We start from the raw sequence: 19,166 nt of genomic DNA, 5'->3' as shown, positions 1-19,166 counted from the left end.
GTATGGCAAAAACCAAGAAAGATATTGATAAGGATTTAATGTATAAAATGCTGATGCCTTCCGGTTCCAAAACCATTAAGGCCTCATTGCAGGAGGAACAGGAGGTTCAGCAGCCGTCCTCAGAAAAAAGCACGCAGGCGGAAAAATTGCCAAAGGAAGAGGAAGCGCCGAGCCCACACAGAGCCATGATGCGCCGCGAGCTTGGGATTCCGCTAATGGATACCCAGCAGACGGTTCTGGTGAACACGATGGAAGCCGTTGTGCTGGAAAAGCTGGAGGAAGCATTAAAGCGGTTTCAGTGTTGCCGGTGCGACCGGTGTAAAAAGGATATGGTTGCTCTGGCGCTGAACCGGCTTTCACCCCACTATATGGTTCTAATGGAAGGGCAGCCGGCGCCCCGGTTGGATGCGCAGACCAACGCGGCGGTTGTAACCGCGGTCATTAAGGCAATTTTGGCGGTACGTTCCCATCCGAGGCATTAAATACACAGGCACCTTTGCGGGTGCCTTTTTTTGAATTTTCATGAATCCTGCTGGCCAGACATATTTTCCATCCTTTTTATTCATAATAATCCTGTTATGAATAAGGCGTGTGAGAAAGGTTTTGCGGTCAAGATGGAGAATGAAATCTACTACTGGGGAAAACGGCGGAGACGCGCAAAATTGATTTTTAATCCTGCATCGGGTTCGGCAAACGCTTCTCCCGTCCAATTAATGAATATTATCAGCATGTTGCAGGAATGGAAGTTCATTCCCGAGGTGTACCTGACGGAACCCGACAGCGATTATGCCAAAATGGTTCAGGAAACCCTTGTACAGGGCGTGAACCTTTTTGTTGTATGCGGCGGGGACGGAACCATTTCCGCGGTTGCCAGGGAAATTGCCGGCTTGCCTGCAACGCTAGGGATTATTCCAACGGGAACACAGAATAATATTGCGCTCAGTCTGAATATACCGCAGGATATACCGTCTGCTATTTCCATCCTTCGCTTGGGGGAACGGGTGAAAATCGATATGGGAATGGTGGTTTATGGGGATATGAAAATGCCGTTTTTGGAAGTCTGTTCCGTCGGACTGATGTCGTCCCTGTTTTCGGCCGGGGATGACATTCAGCATGGCCATTTCGAGCGGGTGGGGGACTTCCTTGCAACGCTGGTTTCTTCTACCCATTCAAAAATCAAGCTGTCAATGGATGACCGGCGTGAAATTGTCCGGATGGGGCATGTTGTGCTGGTAACGAATATGCCGCACGTTGGGCGCAACTACCGGGTAGGGAATAAAGCCGCTTTTAAAGACGGGCTGCTGGATGTCCTTCTCTTTTCCAACCTGAATAAGATAAACCTGCTCGGCTGCGCTTTAAAGGGTTCGGATATAAGCGAAGTGGAAGATCCGAGAATCGAACATTATCATGTTCATAAAGTCGATATTGAAACCATGCCGCCCATGCAGATTATGGCGGACAGCGTTCCGCTGGGGACCGGGGCGGTTCATATCGAAATGAATCGGCGCGCGCTTGCGGTGATGCTTCCGCGTTTCCAAAAAGAAAATAAGCAAGCGAGGAATCAAAAGAAAAATGACTGATATTTTCAACCATCCGAAAGTGAAAAAGTGCGGGAAGCTGATCTGCCGGCTCCGGTGTTTGCACCCTTCCGTCTGGCTCCTTGTGATCCTTACGGCGCTCGCTTTTTATGTAACGGTTGTCCCCCTCACTTTTTGGAAGCATGTCTGGCTTACCATGCGGGAGCACTCCGTACTGCTTGCCATGCTCTTGTTTTTTTGCCTTCTGGCGGTTTCGCTGGTATGGACGGAAGGCCAAAACATAGACGCCTATGTCTTTACGTTTTTTAACGGATATGGAAAACGGCCGCGCTGGCTGGATCGTACCATGATGGCGTTGACGGAACTTGGCAACGGTATTGTAACCGTTGTAATCGCTTTGGTGCTTTACTTTGCGGTGAATCCGCATCTGGCGTATGAGTTTGTATTCGGAACGCTGACGCTTTGGCTGGTTGTGGAAGGAATCAAATCTTTCATAAAAAGGCCCCGCCCGTTTTCCTATCTGGAAAATGTCCGTGTTGTTGGCACACGCGCAAGAGGAAAGTCCTTTCCCAGCGGGCATACCGGTCAGGCGTTCTATATGGCCACCATATTATCGCAGTATTTTAAAGGACATATGTTTGTTGCGGTTGTGCTGTATTTGCTGGCCGCTCTGGTTGGGACAACGCGCATGTATATGGGGATGCATTATCCCCGGGATGTGCTTGCGGGAGCAATTTTAGGAATCTTCTGGGGGTTCATCGGCGTAGTTGTAAATGCAGTGATTTTCAGGGTGATTGGATTTTATTAAATAAAAGCTTTTCGCAGAAAAGAAAAAATGATGAAATTGTAACCCAATTGGTTCGATAGCCAATTGGGACTTTTTTTAAAATAAAATAAATTCAAAAAATTTGCAGCAGAGTTCCATAAACAAAGGAAAAATATGGAGATTGGACATTCTGTCAATGACTTTGGTCATATTTTTCACCAAAATTTTTAAAAGATTTTAAACAAAGTAGTTTGTGTGACAGTTTAAACAATATTCGTAAAATGTTTATTTACTTTTTGGCAAATCCTACCTATAATTCTGTATAGAACATTTCCAAGAATTACCTAAAACATAGGATTGCTGTTGAATTTTAAAAATTAAAAAAGGAAGCGCAGATGAAAACACCTTGCCTTTAAGGAAACGATTTTTAAACGGAAACAGGAATCTCTATTTTTATGTACTTCTAAGAATGTTCAAAAAAAAGAAAAGAGGATTGTGAAATGGTGAAGAGGTCAAAATTCAAAAAGCTTGGCGCACTCATTTTAACGTTCGCGTTAACAATGTCCGTGTTCCTGCCGTCGGCGGCTGCGGCTGCACAGAAGAAGGAGTCGCGCCAAAACGACTACCCGATTGTTCTCTGCCACGGCTGCAACGGCTGGGGAAGAGACGAAGCCTTCGGAAGGCTTGCGTTCAACGCCAAGTATTACTGGGGAGGCAATGTCGATTTTCAGGAAGAATTGAACGACAGGGGCTTTACAACCTACACAGCCGCTGTAGGTCCGCTTTCCAGCAACTGGGACAGAGCGTGTGAGCTTTATGCGCAGATCAAGGGTGGTACGGTCGACTACGGCGAGGCGCACTCGAAACGTTACGGCCACGCCAGATTCGGCAGGACCTATAAAGGCTTTTTGCCGAATTGGGGTCAGGAAGATGAAGACGGAAATATTCAGAAGGTTCATTTGATCGGCCACAGCCAGGGCGGCCAGACGGTAAGGCTTTTGTCGGCGCTTCTTGGCGAAGGTAGTGCGGAAGAGAGAGCTGTTTCCGGTGAGAATGTAAGCCCATTGTTTGCAGGCGGCCACAACTGGATTAGCAGCGTTACCACCATGGCAAGCCCCCATGACGGAACCACTCTTGCCGATGTGAAGGGAACAAACAAGGTTACCGCTGTTGCTCTTGCCGCAGTTGGATCCGGTCTTGGCAATATTCCAAATGCCAATGAAGTCTACGATATTAAGCTCGACCAGTTCGGGTTGAAGAGAAAATCCGGAGAAAGCCTTAAGAAGTTCCTGAACAGGGTTCTTAATAGCAGTATGTGGACAAACAGCAAAGACAACTGTGCTTATGATTTAGGCACGGACGGTGCAGTAGTGCAGAATAGATGGGTCAAAGCCCAGCCCGATACCTATTATTTCTCATGGGCATGCTTGGGAACAAAGAAAAATCCAATTTCTTTCGAGGGCCACCAGATTGCCGATCCGCTGCTTATGGGTGACAAAAAGCTTTACAACGCGCAATGGGCGGCACAGGCGGCGTTCATGGGTTCGTATCACCGTAAAGATTATTCCCGTGAAATCCCCATTATTGATGAAACATGGTGGCCGAATGACGGTTATGTCAATACCATCTCCCAAAGCGGTCCGCACTATGGTTCCACCGATATCATCGAAGATTTCGACGGTACGCCGAAGATTGGCCAGTGGAACTTCATGGGTATAAAACATATCGACCATGAAGACATCATCGGCAGAAACTGGGATGGAGCTTTGGACTTCTTTATAGAGACAGCAACAATGCTCAGCCAGCTTCCGAAATAATTCTGTTTTTACATAAAAAGCTTCAGTTGGTTCGTTTAAACCAACTGAAGCTTTTTTTAGATAAATTAAAGGTTATTTTATTTCCAGGATGGCCCCTTTATTCGCGGAAGAAACCATCGAAGCGTATCTTGCCAGAGCGCCCTCCGTAATTTTGGGCTTTCTGGGCTTCCAATTTTCGCGGCGTTTCTTCAGTTCTTCGTCGCTGACGGCAAGGTGAATGGTATTTGCCATGATATCAATTTGGATGCGATCGCCTTCCTCTACAAGGGCGATATTCCCGCCGACCGCTGCCTCGGGGGAGACATGGCCGATTGCTGCGCCGCGGGTTGCGCCGCTGAAACGTCCATCCGTAATGAGCGCGACGCTGCTTCCAAGTCCGGCTCCCATGATTGCGGAGGTGGGATTCAGCATTTCCCGCATACCGGGGCCGCCTTTTGGTCCTTCGTAGCGGATAACAACAACATCGCCGGGTACGATTTTCCCGGAAGTAATCGCGTCAATGGCTTCTTCTTCGCTGTCGAAAACCCTTGCCGGACCTTCGTGCTTCAGCATCTCTGGTGCCACCGCAGAGCGTTTGACAACGCAGGAATCGGGAGCCAGATTTCCCCTTAATACGGCAATGCCGCCTGTTTTGCTGTAAGGATTTTCAACCGGGCGGATTATCTCCGGGTTGCGATTCATACAGTTTGCAATATTTTCTCCCACCGTTTTGCCGGTGCAGGTGATCAGGTCGGTTTGGAGCAGCCCGAGCTTGTTAATTTCATGCATTACGGCGTAAACGCCGCCCGCCTCGTTTAGGTCTTCCATATAGGTGTGGCCCGCAGGGGCAAGATGGCAGAGGTTCGGCGTTTTGTCGCTGATTTCGTTCGCAATATCCAGGTTTAGAGAGATGCCGCATTCATGCGCGATTGCGGGAAGGTGGAGTATGCTGTTTGTGCTGCACCCAAGAGCCATATCAATCGTCAGCGCATTGCGGAACGCGCCCTCGGTCATAATGTCGCGCGGGCGGATATTCCTTTTCAGCAGCTCCATAATCTTCATGCCCGCGTGCTTTGCAAGCTGAAGGCGCTGCGAATAAACTGCCGGAATGGTTCCATTCCCCTTTAAGCCCATGCCCAGGACTTCTGTCAGGCAATTCATACTGTTGGCAGTATACATACCGGAGCAGGAGCCGCAGGTGGGGCAGACCCTGTTTTCATATTCCAGCAGTTTTTCCTTGGTGATTTTTCCTGCGCGATATGCTCCGGAAGCTTCGGAAACGCTGGAAAAGCTGGTCTTTTGCCCGTCAACGCGGCCCGCGAGCATCGGCCCGCCGCTGACAAGAATGGTGGGGATATTCAGGCGCGCCGCGGCCATGAGAAGGCCGGGTACGTTTTTATCGCAGTTCGGAACCATTACGAGGGCGTCAAAGGCGTGCGCAATCGCCATTGCTTCGGTGGAATCCGCGATCAGCTCCCTTGTGATGAGGGAATATTTCATCCCGCGGTGCCCCATTGCAAGGCCGTCGCACACCGCAATGGCCGGAAATACAATCGGGGTTCCGCCCGCCATGGAAACGCCTGCTTTTACTGCTTCAACGATTTTATCCAAATTCATATGTCCGGGGACAATCTCATTTTGTGAACCGACAATGCCGATCAGAGGCCGTTCAAGCTCCTCGTCGGTTAATCCAAGCGCGTGGAACAGGGCGCGCTGCGGTACGCTTTTGGTTACTGCATCACTATTCATTTTGAGCACCTCTCTCTATGTAGTTGTTTAATTAATTATATATTGTATGATGTCTTATGTCAATTGAAAATAAAGCTTCCCGGGAAGTTTCCTAGCGGGCGGAAATGACAGCAGAAAACAAAACGCCCATACCGCTATCAGCAGTATGGGCGTGCTTTTTGCATGGGATTTGTTATTCGTTTTCTATTCCGAAGCCGCGCATTGCGTGGATAATATGAAGCTCCATGGCTGTTTTCGCACCGAGGGCATCCCGCTTTGCAAGGAACTCCATAATCATTCGATGGTCATGCAGGGTATTTTGAACGATGTCCTCATTTGCATAAGATAAAATGACCCCCTTGCCGATTGCCTGATACAGGATCGGCATCAGCCGGTTCATAAATTCGTTGTGGGTCGCTTTTGCAATGGATTTGTGGAATGCCTGATCCACTTCGGTCCGATCCATTTTTTTCAGAATCTGTTCCTCTTCCAGCTTTCCGTAGTATAAAATACGTTCCAGCTCTTTATCGGTCGCACGTTTTGCGGCATAATAAGCCGACTGTGGCTCAAAAATCAAACGCATTTCATATAAATCCTTCACGTCCATAGGGAATCCGGAAAGTTCCTCCAGCTTCATCGAATCATTCAGGGACGGATTCCTTTTTACGAATGTTCCTTTTCCGCGCTGAATCTCCAACACATTGTGGGCAACCAAAATGCGGATGGCTTCCCTAAGCGTAGTGCGGCTCACCTTTAATTGGGAAGAAAGTACATTTTCATTTGGCAGCTTGTCGCCCAGAGAGAATTTTTTATCAATTGTGATCATTGCAAGAATATCATCGGCGATTTTTTCAGCAAGGCTTTCCCCTTTTTTCGTCATTGGTGAATCCCCTTAATTCTGTCTTTTGTTCATTATAAACGAAAAGACATCGTTTTTCAATATGGTTGTCCGATGTCTGATTTCATTTATCTATTCTTTTGCGCAAGCGGCATGTTACGAGGGCCGGCAGGAAGGTACGCAAAAGAGCGAAGGAAATGTCTCGCAAATGGATTGTCGGATTGAAAAACGCCCATCCCGCCGGTTGGAAGGATGAGCGCTTGCTATGTATCCGTAGTTCTAGATTGCTTTTATGTTTCCTGTTCAGAAAGTTTCTTCCGTCCGAAGCTTATGGAATGCTGATTTCCCCAACATAATTTGTTGTAAACATACGCTTGATTTCTTCCGGCTTGTCTGTTTTCCCAAGCGCCCACATCAGCTTTGTGACGGCGGCTTCGGTTGTCATGTCAAATCCCTGCACGACGCCGCTTCTTAAGGCTTTTTGCCCGGCCTGGTAAATCGTGAAGTCGCTGCGCTCATACAGGCATTGGCTGCAAACCACAACGGAGATGCCGCATTCCACGGCTTTTTGTAATTTCGTAATCAAATCGCGGCGGACAAAATTCAGGCCGCCCGCGCCGAAGGCTTCAATCACAATTCCCTTATAATTCATTTTTAACAGCATATCAAAAATTTCGGGGTTCAAACCCGGTGTGAGCTTAATCAGAAAGACGCGGTCGCTCAGGCGGTCATCCAGAGCGAAGTCCCCTTGGACCTGCGGCAGAACGGGATTGTTTAGCTGCAACCCGTTTGCGTCGATGGTTGCCGCGTACGGGCAATTGACGCTTTCAAATGCGTCGAATCCGGTGGTCCGCACTTTTACTGCCCGCGCGCCTAAAATCACCTTGCGATTGAAAGCAACGTACACGCCCGGCGCCCCTGTGCTGGCCATCGCAAAGGCACAGCGGAGATTTTCAACGCCATCCGTCAGCGGATGGAGGATGGGAAGCTGGGAACCGGTAATCACCACAGGAATAGGCAGATTTCGCAGCATAAACGACAGTACCGAAGCGGTGTAAGCCATTGTATCCGTACCATGTGTTAATACGACGCCGTCATACTTTGTGTATTCGCGGGCAATTGTGCGGGCAATGCACTGCCATTCCTCCGGCTGGATGTTCGAACTGTCTAGTTGGAACAGATCTTCTGTTGTTATGTCGTATTCGGTTGCCAGCCCGCCAAGAAATGCCGCCAATTTTCCGCTGGTAAGCGAAGGGGCAAGGCCCTCGTCCGTTGGTTCGGAGGCAATGGTGCCCCCGGTGGTGATAAACAGTATTTTTTTCATTTCTGTCCTCCTGATTTCACAGCGGTTTCGCCAAATTCCGCTTATAATCCTACCATGGCGGCGACGCAAAGTAAAGAAGTTCCTTTGGTTAGAAAGAAAACGGACGGGCGATTGATTGATTTGCAAGGATAAACTATAATATAGGACAAGATCTATCTGATTGGTGAAAAAGAAAAATAGAGAAGAGGCTGAGAAATATGCCTACTGTTTTTATTGTTGAAGATGATGTGAAAATCCGGAATGAATTGAAGCGCCTGCTTGAAAAATACGGATATACCTGTGTTTCGTCGGATGATTTTGCGCACATGCCGGAAATCATCATTCGCGAAAATCCGCAGCTTATTTTGCTGGATATTAATCTTCCAGTTTACGACGGCTACCATATTTGCCGGGAAATCCGCCGCCAAAGTGAAATTCCGATTATTATCGTAACCAGCCGGGACAGCGAAGTGGATGAACTGATGAGTATGAACCTTGGGGCGGATGATTTCATTACAAAGCCATACAATACCCAAATCCTGCTGGCGCGGATTTCTTCCGTTTTGAAGCGCGTTTATTATTCCGATCCGCCAAGCGTCCTTTCGCACCGGGGGGTAGAGCTTGATTTGTCCAAAGGCGTTGCCCGCTGCCAAAATAAAGAGGTGGAGCTTTCCAAAAATGAGCACCGTATTTTACTTCTGCTGATGCGGAATAAGGAGCATATCATTTCCCGGGAAGAACTGATGAATGACCTTTGGCAGTCGGAGGAATTTGTGGACGACAACACGCTTACGGTGAATATTAACCGCCTACGCCGGAAGCTTGAGGAAATCGGCGTGCACGATTACTTAATCACCAAACGGGGACAGGGGTACATGGTATGAATTTTGTGGACTTTTTAAAAGATAAGGTCTTTTCGGTCCTTTTCGTTGTGCTTTCATCCTTATTTGCGGTTGTCCTGATGAATATGCTCGGGGTTGGCGCTTACGCGACCGGGTTTATCACCGGCCTTTTCCTGCTGGGGCAGGCCGCTGCGCTGGGAATGGAATATTTTCAGAAAAAAACCTTTTATAATGAACTGTTCCAGCATTTGGAGAAGCTGGATAAAAAGTACCTGCTGTCGGAGCTATTGGACGAGCCGTCCTTTTTGGAAGGAAAACTCCTATATGAGGTGGAAAAGACAACCAATAAGGCGATGAACGACGAAATCGCCCGCTACCGTCTTGCTTCCCGCGAATACCGGGAATACATCGAAACCTGGGTTCACGAAGTGAAAACGCCGATTTCCTCCAGCAAACTGATTATTGAAAACAACCGGAATAAAATAACGCTCAATTTAAATGAGGAACTGTCCAAAATCGAAAATTATGTGGAACAGGCGCTTTTCTATTCCCGCAGCAATTCGGTTGAGAAGGATTATGTCATCAAGCAGACGACGTTGAAAGAGCTGGTGAATTCTTCCTTGAAAAAATACTCTGTCCTTCTGATTGAGAGCAAAGTGCATGTGGAAACATCAGCGCTTGATAAAACGGTGTTTACCGACGTAAAATGGACGGACTTCATGATTGGGCAGATCCTGATGAATTCCATCAAATACCGGAAAGGAAATCCATTCCTGAAAATCTGCGGCTTGCAGAACGAAAACAGCGTGACGCTGATAATTGAAGACAACGGGATCGGTATTCCGAAAAAGGATTTGGGACGTGTTTTCGAAAAAGGGTTTACCGGCGAAAATGGGCGGAAGATAGCAAAGTCCACCGGGATCGGCCTGTACCTTTGCAAAAAGCTGTGCGATAAATTAAACCTCGGCATCTCAATTGCGTCCAATGAAGGCGCCGGCACAATGGTATCGCTGGTGTTCCCTAAAAGCAACATGTATCTGTAATGAAAAGCTTACAAATTTGTAAGGAAAACGTAAGGTGAATCGATGGTTCAAACCGCAAAATTGTATTATAATACTAATACAATCGAACAAAGGAGAGAGATGCAATGGAGAACGTTTTAACGGTTGAACATATCGAAAAATATTACGGGAACAAAGGAAACGTTACAAAAGCGGTTGACGATATCAGTTTTGGAGTAGCAAAAGGCGAATTCATCGGAATTATGGGCGCTTCCGGAAGCGGAAAAACTACCCTGCTGAACTGTATTTCCACCATTGATTCCGCAACAGCCGGCCATATCTTCATTAACGGAATGGATATTACAAGGCTGAATCAGAAAAAACTGTCCCGGTTCCGCCGCGAGCAGCTCGGTTTCATTTTCCAGGACTTTAACCTGCTGGATACGCTGACCGCCTATGAAAATATCGCGCTTGCGCTATCCATCATCAAAACCGCACCTGGTGAAATTGATGTCCGTGTCCGCCAGGTTGCAAAGCAGCTGGAAATTGAGGATGTTTTGCAAAAATACCCGTACCAGCTTTCCGGCGGGCAGAAACAGCGCGTTGCGTCCGCAAGGGCGATCGTAACAAATCCCTCTTTGATTCTGGCGGATGAACCGACCGGCGCGCTGGATTCCAAATCTTCGCGCATGCTGCTGGAAAGCTTTGAAACGCTGAACCGCAATCTGGACGCCACTATTTTAATGGTTACGCACGATGCGTTTACCGCAAGCTACTGCCACCGTATCCTGTTTATTAAGGATGGGAAAATTTTCAATGAGATCGTCCGCGGCGACAATACCCGCAAGCAGTTCTTTAATAGGATCATTGAGGTTGTAACTCTGCTCGGAGGTGACAATTCCAATGTTTTGTAAGCTTGCTTTAAAAAATGTAAGGAAGAGCATCCGCGACTATACGGTCTATTTCTTAACTATGGCCTTCGGCGTATGCCTGTTTTATATGTTTAATGCGATTGACTCCCAGACGGCCATGCTCCAACTTACCAAGTCGCAATATAACAGTATCAAAGCACTAGCGCAGGCAATCGCATACGTTTCTGTTTTTATTTCTGTGGTCCTTGGTTTTCTGATCGTCTATGCGAACCGGTTTTTAATCAAGCGGCGCAAAAAAGAGCTTGGGATTTATATGACGCTCGGAATGGAAAAGGGCAAAATTTCGAAGATGATCGTTTTTGAAACGCTTTTAATCGGTCTTTTTGCCCTTGTAACCGGACTGATCGTCGGTGTTTTTGCCTCGCAAGGGTTGAGCGTTGTTACCGCGAAACTGTTTGAGGCGAACCTGAAGGCGTTTGCATTTACTTTTTCGATTAATGCGTTCTATAAAACTTTGCTTTACTTCGGTATCATATTTTTGATTGTCATGATTTTTAATACGGTTTCGATTTCAAAGCTGAAATTGATCGACCTGCTTTTGGCAGGAAAAAAGAATGAGACTTTGAAGATCAAGAAACTGTCCGTTTCTGTGTTCGTGTTTTTCCTTTCCGTTATTTGTTTGGGAATTGCCTATTATCTGATTATTAAAAACGGCATGATGCAGTTTGACAGCATGTTTGCCGCTTCGATCATATTGGGCAGCCTCGGTACGCTTCTTTTTTTCTTCTCCCTTTCCGGTTTTTTACTCCGTGTGGTGCAGATGAATAAGGGCCTGTATTTTAAAAACTTAAATATGTTCATCCTGCGGCAGATCAATTCAAAGATCAACACCACCTTTCTTTCGATGTCGGTCATCTGCATCATGCTTTTAATCACAATCGGAACGCTTTCGACCGGCATGGGCCTCGCCAATGTCCTGACCAGAAACCTGAAAGACACAACCCCTTATGATATTTCTTTAATGTGCTTTTTGAATGAAGACAGGCCGGAATTCGTAAGCATTGCCGAAAATCTGAAGAAAGAAAAGGTTGACCTTAATCAATTTTTCAGGGGATATACGCAGGTAAACGAATATGTCTCCGATATCCAATACAAAGAAATCTATGACATGGATAAGATTCCGGAGTATTATAGGGATTCCCTGAGGTTTCGAGAGGTTCCGGTGACCATTCTATCGATTTCCGATTACAACAACGCGGCTGTTCTACAGGGAAAACCCGTTATCACCTTAAAGCCCGGCGAATTCGCGGTGAATTGTAATATAAGCCAGCTTGTTCCAGCGATTGAATCCTTTCTCAATAAAACAGGGAAAGTTAAGCTGAACGGTACGGAGCTGGCCTACGCGAAAAATGGGGTTCAGACGCTCTGTGTTTTCACGACCTCTTCGCCCCAGGATCCCGGTACGCTGATTGTTCCTGACAATCTGGTGAAAGGGCTGAAGGTGCAAAGGTTGGAGCTGAACGCGCAATATAAGAAAGGGATTAACGAGCAGGAATTCACACAGCTTCTAAAATCAAAATGTGAATCAGATACGGAATGGCCTTTTGACGAGATGTTTACGAAAACCGACATGTATGAAAATGCATCCGGGCTGAGGACAATCGTTTCCTATCTGGCTATTTATATCGGGCTGGTATTCCTGATTACCAGCGCGGCAGTTCTCGCCCTTCAGCAACTTTCCGAAGCGTCGGACAATACGGAGCGCTACGGGCTGCTTCGGAAATTAGGCGCGGAGGAGAAAATGATCAACCGTGCACTGCTGGGGCAAATCGGTATCTATTTCTTCATCCCGCTTTCGCTCGCGCTGATCCATTCCGTAGTGGGAATCCATGTGGCCAATAATGCGATCATGCTTCTCGGCCATTTGGATATTTTGGGGAACATTTTATTTACCGCCGCTGTCATTCTTCTGATTTACGGGGGCTATTTTCTCGCAACCTATTTCGGAAGCAAGAATATGATCAGGCAAAAATAAGGATAGCAATGGCCGCCGAAAGGCGGCTGTTGTATTTTACAGGGAAAGAATATATAATGGGATTGACAAAATTTGCAAGCAGGTGAACGGATGAAAGAAAATTTCCAATATACTGGTCCCGCCGCGCTGACGGAGCACTTGAAAACCTTAGCGGACGAGTCTTACCGGGATTTTCAGTATAAATTAATTCCAGGAGCGGAAAATATCATCGGCGTACGCGTGCCGAAACTTCGCGCGCTTGCAAAGCAGATTGCAAAGAGCGATTGGCAGGCTTTTTTGAACGACGCGCAGGATGCAAGCCTAGAGGAGATTATTTTACAGGGACTTGTGATCGGATATGTAAAAATGATGCCGGACGAAGCGCTTGAACGGATTGCGGCCTTTGTTCCGAAAATCAGCAACTGGGAAATTTGTGACATCTGCTGCTCCAGCTTTAAAACAGCGGCGAAGGACAAGGAAAAACTGTTTGCCTTTTTGCAGCCGTATCTGAAAAGCGAACGGGAATTTGACCTCCGGTTTGCGGTCATTATGCTGATGGATTATTTCATAACGGAGGAATATATCGACCGCGTTTTGAAAATATGCGATGAAATCCGGCATGACGGCTATTATGTAAAAATGGCGGTGGCGTGGGCGCTGTCTGTCTGCTTTGTGAAATTTCAGGACAAAACCATGCATTTCCTGAAGCAGAACAGCTTGGACGACTGGACTTACAACAAGGCCTTGCAAAAAATAATCGAATCCTACCGGGTGGACGACCGTATGAAAGCCGTAATCCGGGGCATGAAGCGCAGGTGATTTGATTGGAATATAAGCTCATCCGTTCCCGCCGGAAAACCATCGCAATTTGCATAAATAGGGAAGGCGAGGTTGTCGTACGCGCTCCTTTGCGTGCGGCGCAAAGGGAAATTGACCGTTTTGTCTGCGAAAAACAGGACTGGATTCGGGAAAAATCCGCGCAGGTCATGCAGGACGCGGCGGCGCGCCGCAACTTGCGCATCGGCGCCGGCTCTGTGCTGCCCCTGATGGGCTGTGCGTATCCGGTAAAGCTCGCCGACCACTACGGTTTTGACGGGATATGCTTTTCGGTTATGCCACAGGAGCAGGAACAAATGTTGTTGCAGATTAAGCACCTGTACCGGTTGATTGCCGAACGGTTCATTCAGGAACGGATTGCCCGCTTTTCGAAAGTTATGGGGGTGACCCCGCCGGGTGTCCGTATCGGCTCGGCGAATACGAGCTGGGGCTCCTGTTCGGCAAAAAACCGGCTCAATTTCACATGGAAGCTGATGATGGCCGCGCCGGAAGAAATTGATTATGTCGTTGTCCATGAGCTGGCACATATACGGGAACACAACCATTCCCCGCGGTTCTGGAAGCTGGTGGAAACCGTCTTTCCCGATTACCGCGAACGTCGGAAGCGGCTGGCAGAGACAGGGAAAAAGTTGCGAAGGCAGGGATGGGGCTAGCTTCATTTGTATAAATGCGTTCCAGTTTCGGAAGATTATTAAAAAAACGGAGGTTGTTTTATGGTTTCACAGGATATATTACGGAAATATGCAAGGCTTGCGGTCTGCGTTGGCGCAAACGTGCAGAAGGGGCAGATGCTGGTGATTTCTTCCTCTGTGGAGTGTGCATATTTTGCGCGCATGTGCGTGGAGGAAGCCTATAAGGCAGGCGCGGGGGAGGTGCTTGTGCTCTGGGATGACGAGAAGATCACGAAAATGGCTTTACAAAATGAAAGCACGGAAACGCTGGCGAATATCGCCCCGTGGCGCATCGAACAGAAAAAGAACTGCATTGACAAGAAATGCTGTTTCCTATACATTGAATCCGCAACGCCGGGTTTCATGGCGGATATTGACGGGCAGAAAATGCAGATTGTCCGCATTGCGAAGGAAACCGCGTTCGAGCCTTTTGAATATTACACCCTGGCGAATGTCGGTCAGTGGTCCATTGTCGCAATTCCTACTGTGGATTGGGCGAAGAAGGTGTTCCCGAAGCTCGGCGAAGAGGAGGCACTCGAATCCTTATGGGACGCGGTGCTGAAAAGTGTGCGTATTTCCGCAGAGAACGACCCCGTGGAAGAATGGAAACGGCATAATCAGAATCTGCTGCGCCACAATCAAATCCTGAACGACCTCCGTTTTCAATCGCTGCATTTTACCAACGGGACCGGAACCGACCTGACAGTGGAACTGATTAAGGACCACATCTGGGCGGGCGGCTGCAGCCAGGCAAAGAACGGCGCGGTGTTTAACCCCAACATGCCAACCGAGGAATCGTTCACCATGCCGTATAAATTCGGCGTGCGGGGGCGCGTTTACGCAACGAAACCGCTCAGCTATCAGGGGAAAATGATCGAAGATTTTTACCTGGATTTCAAAGACGGGAAGGTAACGGATTTCCACGCGAAAAAAGAGCAGGAAACGCTGAAAAACCTGATCGAGTTTGACGAGGGAAGCTGTTACCTCGGAGAAGTCGCGCTCGTTCCCTACAATTCCCCGATTTCCCAGTCCGGAATCTTATTTTTGAACACCCTGTTTGACGAAAACGCCTCCTGCCATCTTGCGCTGGGCACTTCTTATCCCGACAACCTGAAAAACGGTACGGAAATGAAACGGGAGGAGATGGAAAAGCTCGGTTCCAATTATTCCAAAATCCATTGCGATTTCATGTTCGGCAGCGCCGATATGAGCATTGTCGGCACGACTTTTGACGGACGCAAAATCCAGGTTTTCAAAGACGGTGATTTTGTAATCGATTAGTCTTTTTATGCGATTCTAAAAAGGGAGGGAATGTAAATGGTAAATGTTCGGAAATGCGCGATGATCGGGTGCGGGCTTGTCGGTTCCAGCGCCGCGTTCAGCCTTGTGGAAAGCGGGCTTTTTTCCGAGCTGGTCTTGATCGACGCCAACCGCGACAAGGCAGAGGGAGAGGCGATGGATTTAAGCCATGGCATGCCCTTTGCGCACCCGATGGAAATTTATGCCGGAAGTTATGACGATATCCGGGACTGCGGGTTGATTATCATTACCGCGGGGGCAAATCAAAAGCCCGATGAAACGCGCATGGATCTTGTGAAGAAAAATGTGGGGATTTTCAAGAGAATTATCCCGGAGATCAAAAAGCGCCAGTGCGAAGGAATTCTGCTGATTGTATCGAATCCGGTGGATATCCTGACCTATGCCGCCTTAAAGCTTTCCGGTTTCCCGCCCAATCGCGTTATCGGTTCCGGTACAGTATTGGATACGGCAAGGCTGAAATACCTTTTGGGGCAGCATTTGAAGGTGGACAGCCGCAGCGTCCACGCGTTTATTATCGGCGAGCACGGCGACAGCGAGCTGGCTGTCTGGAGCAGCGCAAATGTTTCCGGGGTTGAGCTGGATCATTTTTGCGAGCTGTGCGGGCATTTCAAGCATATGGAAACCATGCAGCGGCTTTATGAAGGCGTTCGGGACAGCGCGTATGAAATTATCCGCAAAAAAGGCGCAACCTATTATGGCATTGCCATGGCGGTCCGCCGGATAGCCGAATGCATTCTGCGCGACGAGCACTCCATCCTTCCGGTTTCCAGCCTAATCGAGGGGCATTACGGCATCAGCGGCGTCTGCATGGGCATCCCTGCGATTGTCGGTAGTAGTGGGATCGAAAAAGTCCTCGATATCCCTTTAAGCGAGGAGGAGCAGAAGAAACTGCAGGCTTCCGCGCAGGCGATTCAAGCGGTGCTGAATACGATAGAATTCTGATTTGCAAGGCGGTTCGTTCGGAACCGCCCTTTCTTTAACTTTATTTCCTGCTTTGCACAATGATTTTCCGACCGCATATTCTGTAAATAGCAGCAGGGGATTGTCGTGATCTTTCATAGAAGTTGGAACCAAAATAGGAGAATTTCGGAATATGTTAACAATTTTTATCTGGCGCTTGACAAACCCCTGCGGGGGGCATACAATATAAGTTAGCAATGGCTAACAATCAATCGGACACGGAGGCTTTTGTTATGACATTAGATGAACTGGGAATAGGCCGGAAATCAAAAATTCTTGCAGTAAATGGCGAGGGGGCACTTCGGCGCAGGCTGCTCGACATGGGTCTTACTCCTCATACAGAGGTTATGGTCCGCAAGGTGGCGCCGATGGGCGACCCTATTGAAATCCATCTTCGCGGTTATGAACTTACGATCCGGATTGATGATGCCAAAAAAATAGAAGTGGAGGAGAGATAAGCGGATGATTTTTGCGCTTGCGGGGAATCAAAACTGTGGCAAAACAACGCTTTTTAATCAGCTGACCGGCTCCAACCAGCATGTGGGGAATTTCCCGGGCGTTACGGTTGAACGCAAGGACGGGGTCATCCGGAACCATCGGGACGCGACGGTAGTCGATCTTCCGGGAATTTATTCGATGTCGCCCTATACCAATGAAGAAATCGTGACGCGCGATTTTTTACTGAAACATCACCCGGATGGGATTATCAATATTGTGGACGCGACCAATATCGAACGGAACCTCTATCTTACCCTGCAGTTGATTGAATTGAATCTGCCGACGGTGGTCGCTTTAAATATGATGGATGAGGTTCGCGCGAACGGCGGGACCATTAAGATACAAAAATTGCAGGAAGAGCTTGGCGTGCCGGTGGTTCCGATTTCGGCCAGCAAAAACGACGGGATTGACGAGCTGATCGAAACAGCGATTGCGACTGCGAGTGCAAAACAGATTCCGAAGCGGCAGGATTTCTGCTCCGGTGCGGTACATAGGGCGATTCACTCCGTTGCCCATCTTGTGGAGGATCACGCGGAACGGATCGGTGTGCCCGCGCGTTTCGCAGCGACCAAGCTGGTGGAAGGCGACGAACCGATGCTCAACGCGCTGGGACTTTCCGAGAATGAAAAGGATATGGTCGGGCACAGCGTTGCGGAAATGGAGCATGAGCTCGGAACCGACCGTGAAGCCGCGCTGGCAGATATGCGTTATAGTTTTATTGAAAAACTCTGTGCGGATACGGTTGTGAAAACGGGGGAATCGAAGGAACATTTGCGCAGCGTCGCAATGGATAATATTCTGACGCATAAGTATTTAGCCATCCCGATCTTTTTGCTGATCATGATGCTGGTTTTCTACCTTACCTTCGGCGTGATCGGAAGCGCGTTAAGCGCAGCTTTGTCCGCCGGAATTGATTTTGTAACCGGTCTTGCCGACGCAGGGCTTACCGCTTACGGGATCAATCCGGTTGTGCACTCCCTGATTATTGACGGCGTGTTCGCCGGAGTGGGGAGCGTGCTTTCGTTCCTGCCGACCATCGTCGTCCTGTTTTTCTTCCTTTCGATTTTGGAAGACAGCGGCTATATGGCAAGGGTCGCGTTCGTTATGGACAAGCTGCTGCGGAAAATCGGCCTTTCCGGGCGAAGTTTCGTCCCCATGCTGATTGGGTTTGGCTGTTCCGTACCCGCTATCATGGCGACGCGCACGCTGTCGAGCGAACGGGACCGCAAAATGACGATTTTTCTGACGCCGTTTATGAGCTGCAGCGCAAAGCTTCCGATTTATGCGGTGTTCACCATGGCTTTTTTTCCAAACCATCAGGCGCTTGTAATGACGTCCTTGTATATTATCGGGATACTGGTTGGCATTGTCACCGGTTTTATTCTAAAGAATACGGTGTTTCATGGCAATCCGGTTCCTTTTGTAATGGAACTTCCCAACTACCGTTTTCCAAGCGCGAAGAGTGTCGGGCTGCTGATATGGGATAAGGCGAAAGACTTTTTAGTCCGCGCGTTTACGGTTATTTTTGTGGCAGCCATTATCATCTGGTTCCTGCAAACCTTCGATACAAGAATCAATGTCGTATCAGACAGCGCAAACAGCATGCTTGCCGGTATTGGCCAGTTAATCGCTCCGTTGTTTGCGCCGCTTGGTTTTAATGACTGGCGTGCGTCCACGGCTTTAATTACCGGCTTTACCGCAAAAGAAGCGGTTGTCAGCACGCTGGCTGTTTTAACGGGAACCAGCGTTTCCAACTTATCCGCGGCGCTGTCGTCCCTCTTTACGCCGCTGAGCGCATGGTCGTATTTGATTTTCACCCTGCTGTATACCCCGTGTGTCGCTGCAATCAACGCGGTCCGGTACGAAATGGACAGCAGGAGGAGTGCGGTTGCCGTTGTACTGTATCAAACGGGGATTGCCTGGATTGTCGCGTTCCTGGTTTATCATATTGGACTGATTTTTTACCGTTGATGGCGAATAGGAGGAATTATGCAGATAGCGGATTACATCCTGATTACAATTATTGCCGTGATTTTTCTGTTAGCGGTGCGCTATTCCATAAAACACAGGCATAGCTGCTGCGGGGACTGTTCGAAATGTTCCTGTTGCCAAGCCTGTAATCGCAAGGAGAAAAAATAGTATTTTGTTTCATTCTGCTTTTCAATGTGGTTCGTGTATGATA

At 48.2% G+C, this 19,166-nt stretch carries 17 protein-coding genes; 14 read left to right on the top strand and 3 right to left on the bottom strand.

Features of this window, described 5'->3' with window-relative positions; genetic code table 11:
• Nucleotides 1-2: 2 nt before the first annotated feature.
• The 4 genes from P9B68_RS08615 to P9B68_RS08600 all read left to right on the top strand — a co-directional run bounded on the left by P9B68_RS08615 (nt 3) and on the right by P9B68_RS08600 (nt 4,121).
• Entirely contained in the window at nt 3-482 is a 480-nt protein-coding gene (locus P9B68_RS08615; protein WP_277668860.1) for a late competence development ComFB family protein, read from the top strand.
• A 180-nt stretch (nt 483-662) separates the two neighbouring features.
• Complete coding sequence (locus P9B68_RS08610; RefSeq protein ID WP_277668859.1) at nt 663-1,580, top strand: diacylglycerol/lipid kinase family protein; 918 nt, start codon at nt 663-665, stop codon at nt 1,578-1,580.
• Nucleotides 1,573-2,346, top strand: a complete 774-nt coding sequence (locus P9B68_RS08605) for a phosphatase PAP2 family protein (RefSeq protein ID WP_277668858.1) — start codon at nt 1,573-1,575, stop codon at nt 2,344-2,346. The genes P9B68_RS08610 and P9B68_RS08605 overlap by 8 nt, the downstream gene beginning before the upstream one ends.
• A gap of 458 nt (nt 2,347-2,804) precedes the next feature.
• Nucleotides 2,805-4,121 (top strand): esterase/lipase family protein, encoded by a 1,317-nt coding sequence (locus P9B68_RS08600; protein ID WP_277668857.1) that lies wholly within the window; start codon nt 2,805-2,807, stop codon nt 4,119-4,121.
• 72 nt (nt 4,122-4,193) lie between these two features.
• Here the strand turns inward: P9B68_RS08600 and ilvD are convergent, their stop codons facing one another.
• From ilvD to P9B68_RS08585, 3 genes are all read right to left on the bottom strand, one after another.
• A complete protein-coding gene (gene ilvD / locus P9B68_RS08595) occupies nt 4,194-5,849 on the bottom strand; it encodes a dihydroxy-acid dehydratase (protein ID WP_135656509.1) in 1,656 nt (551 codons plus the stop codon).
• Nucleotides 5,850-6,021: 172 nt separating this feature from the next.
• Nucleotides 6,022-6,708 (bottom strand): FadR/GntR family transcriptional regulator, encoded by a 687-nt coding sequence (locus P9B68_RS08590; protein ID WP_135656511.1) that lies wholly within the window; start codon nt 6,706-6,708, stop codon nt 6,022-6,024.
• A 286-nt stretch (nt 6,709-6,994) separates the two neighbouring features.
• Complete coding sequence (locus P9B68_RS08585; RefSeq protein ID WP_135656514.1) at nt 6,995-7,990, bottom strand: asparaginase; 996 nt, start codon at nt 7,988-7,990, stop codon at nt 6,995-6,997.
• A 197-nt stretch (nt 7,991-8,187) separates the two neighbouring features.
• On the opposite strand from P9B68_RS08585, the gene P9B68_RS08580 reads away from it, so the two are divergent.
• The 10 genes from P9B68_RS08580 to feoB all read left to right on the top strand — a co-directional run bounded on the left by P9B68_RS08580 (nt 8,188) and on the right by feoB (nt 18,955).
• Nucleotides 8,188-8,853, top strand: coding sequence for a response regulator transcription factor (locus tag P9B68_RS08580; RefSeq protein ID WP_135656516.1), 666 nt, complete (start codon nt 8,188-8,190; stop codon nt 8,851-8,853).
• Entirely contained in the window at nt 8,850-9,854 is a 1,005-nt protein-coding gene (locus P9B68_RS08575) for a sensor histidine kinase (protein WP_277668856.1), read from the top strand. The genes P9B68_RS08580 and P9B68_RS08575 overlap by 4 nt, the downstream gene beginning before the upstream one ends.
• Before the next feature lie 104 nt (nt 9,855-9,958).
• Nucleotides 9,959-10,726: an ABC transporter ATP-binding protein gene (locus P9B68_RS08570; RefSeq protein WP_135656520.1), complete on the top strand. Its 768-nt coding sequence runs from the start codon at nt 9,959-9,961 to the stop codon at nt 10,724-10,726.
• Entirely contained in the window at nt 10,716-12,719 is a 2,004-nt protein-coding gene (locus P9B68_RS08565) for an ABC transporter permease (protein WP_135656522.1), read from the top strand. The genes P9B68_RS08570 and P9B68_RS08565 overlap by 11 nt, the downstream gene beginning before the upstream one ends.
• Before the next feature lie 90 nt (nt 12,720-12,809).
• On the top strand, nt 12,810-13,517 hold the full coding sequence (locus P9B68_RS08560) for a DNA alkylation repair protein (RefSeq protein WP_277668855.1): 708 nt from the start codon (nt 12,810-12,812) through the stop codon (nt 13,515-13,517).
• A 5-nt stretch (nt 13,518-13,522) separates the two neighbouring features.
• Nucleotides 13,523-14,188, top strand: a complete 666-nt coding sequence (locus P9B68_RS08555) for a M48 family metallopeptidase (protein ID WP_135656527.1) — start codon at nt 13,523-13,525, stop codon at nt 14,186-14,188.
• Between the two features lie 60 nt (nt 14,189-14,248).
• Complete coding sequence (locus tag P9B68_RS08550) at nt 14,249-15,487, top strand: aminopeptidase (RefSeq protein ID WP_277668854.1); 1,239 nt, start codon at nt 14,249-14,251, stop codon at nt 15,485-15,487.
• 36 nt (nt 15,488-15,523) lie between these two features.
• On the top strand, nt 15,524-16,468 hold the full coding sequence (locus tag P9B68_RS08545) for an L-lactate dehydrogenase (RefSeq protein WP_277668853.1): 945 nt from the start codon (nt 15,524-15,526) through the stop codon (nt 16,466-16,468).
• A gap of 251 nt (nt 16,469-16,719) precedes the next feature.
• Nucleotides 16,720-16,944, top strand: a complete 225-nt coding sequence (locus tag P9B68_RS08540; protein ID WP_135656533.1) for a FeoA family protein — start codon at nt 16,720-16,722, stop codon at nt 16,942-16,944.
• A 4-nt stretch (nt 16,945-16,948) separates the two neighbouring features.
• A complete protein-coding gene (feoB, locus tag P9B68_RS08535) occupies nt 16,949-18,955 on the top strand; it encodes a ferrous iron transport protein B (RefSeq protein ID WP_135656535.1) in 2,007 nt (668 codons plus the stop codon).
• Nucleotides 18,956-19,166: the final 211 nt, after the last annotated feature.

Origin of the sequence: Caproiciproducens galactitolivorans, assembly GCF_029266045.1 — a bacterium.
Lineage (GTDB): Bacteria > Bacillota > Clostridia > Oscillospirales > Acutalibacteraceae > Caproiciproducens > Caproiciproducens galactitolivorans.
The sequence above is the reverse complement of the archived record's forward strand: the minus strand, read 5'-3'. Positions and strand labels throughout refer to the sequence as shown.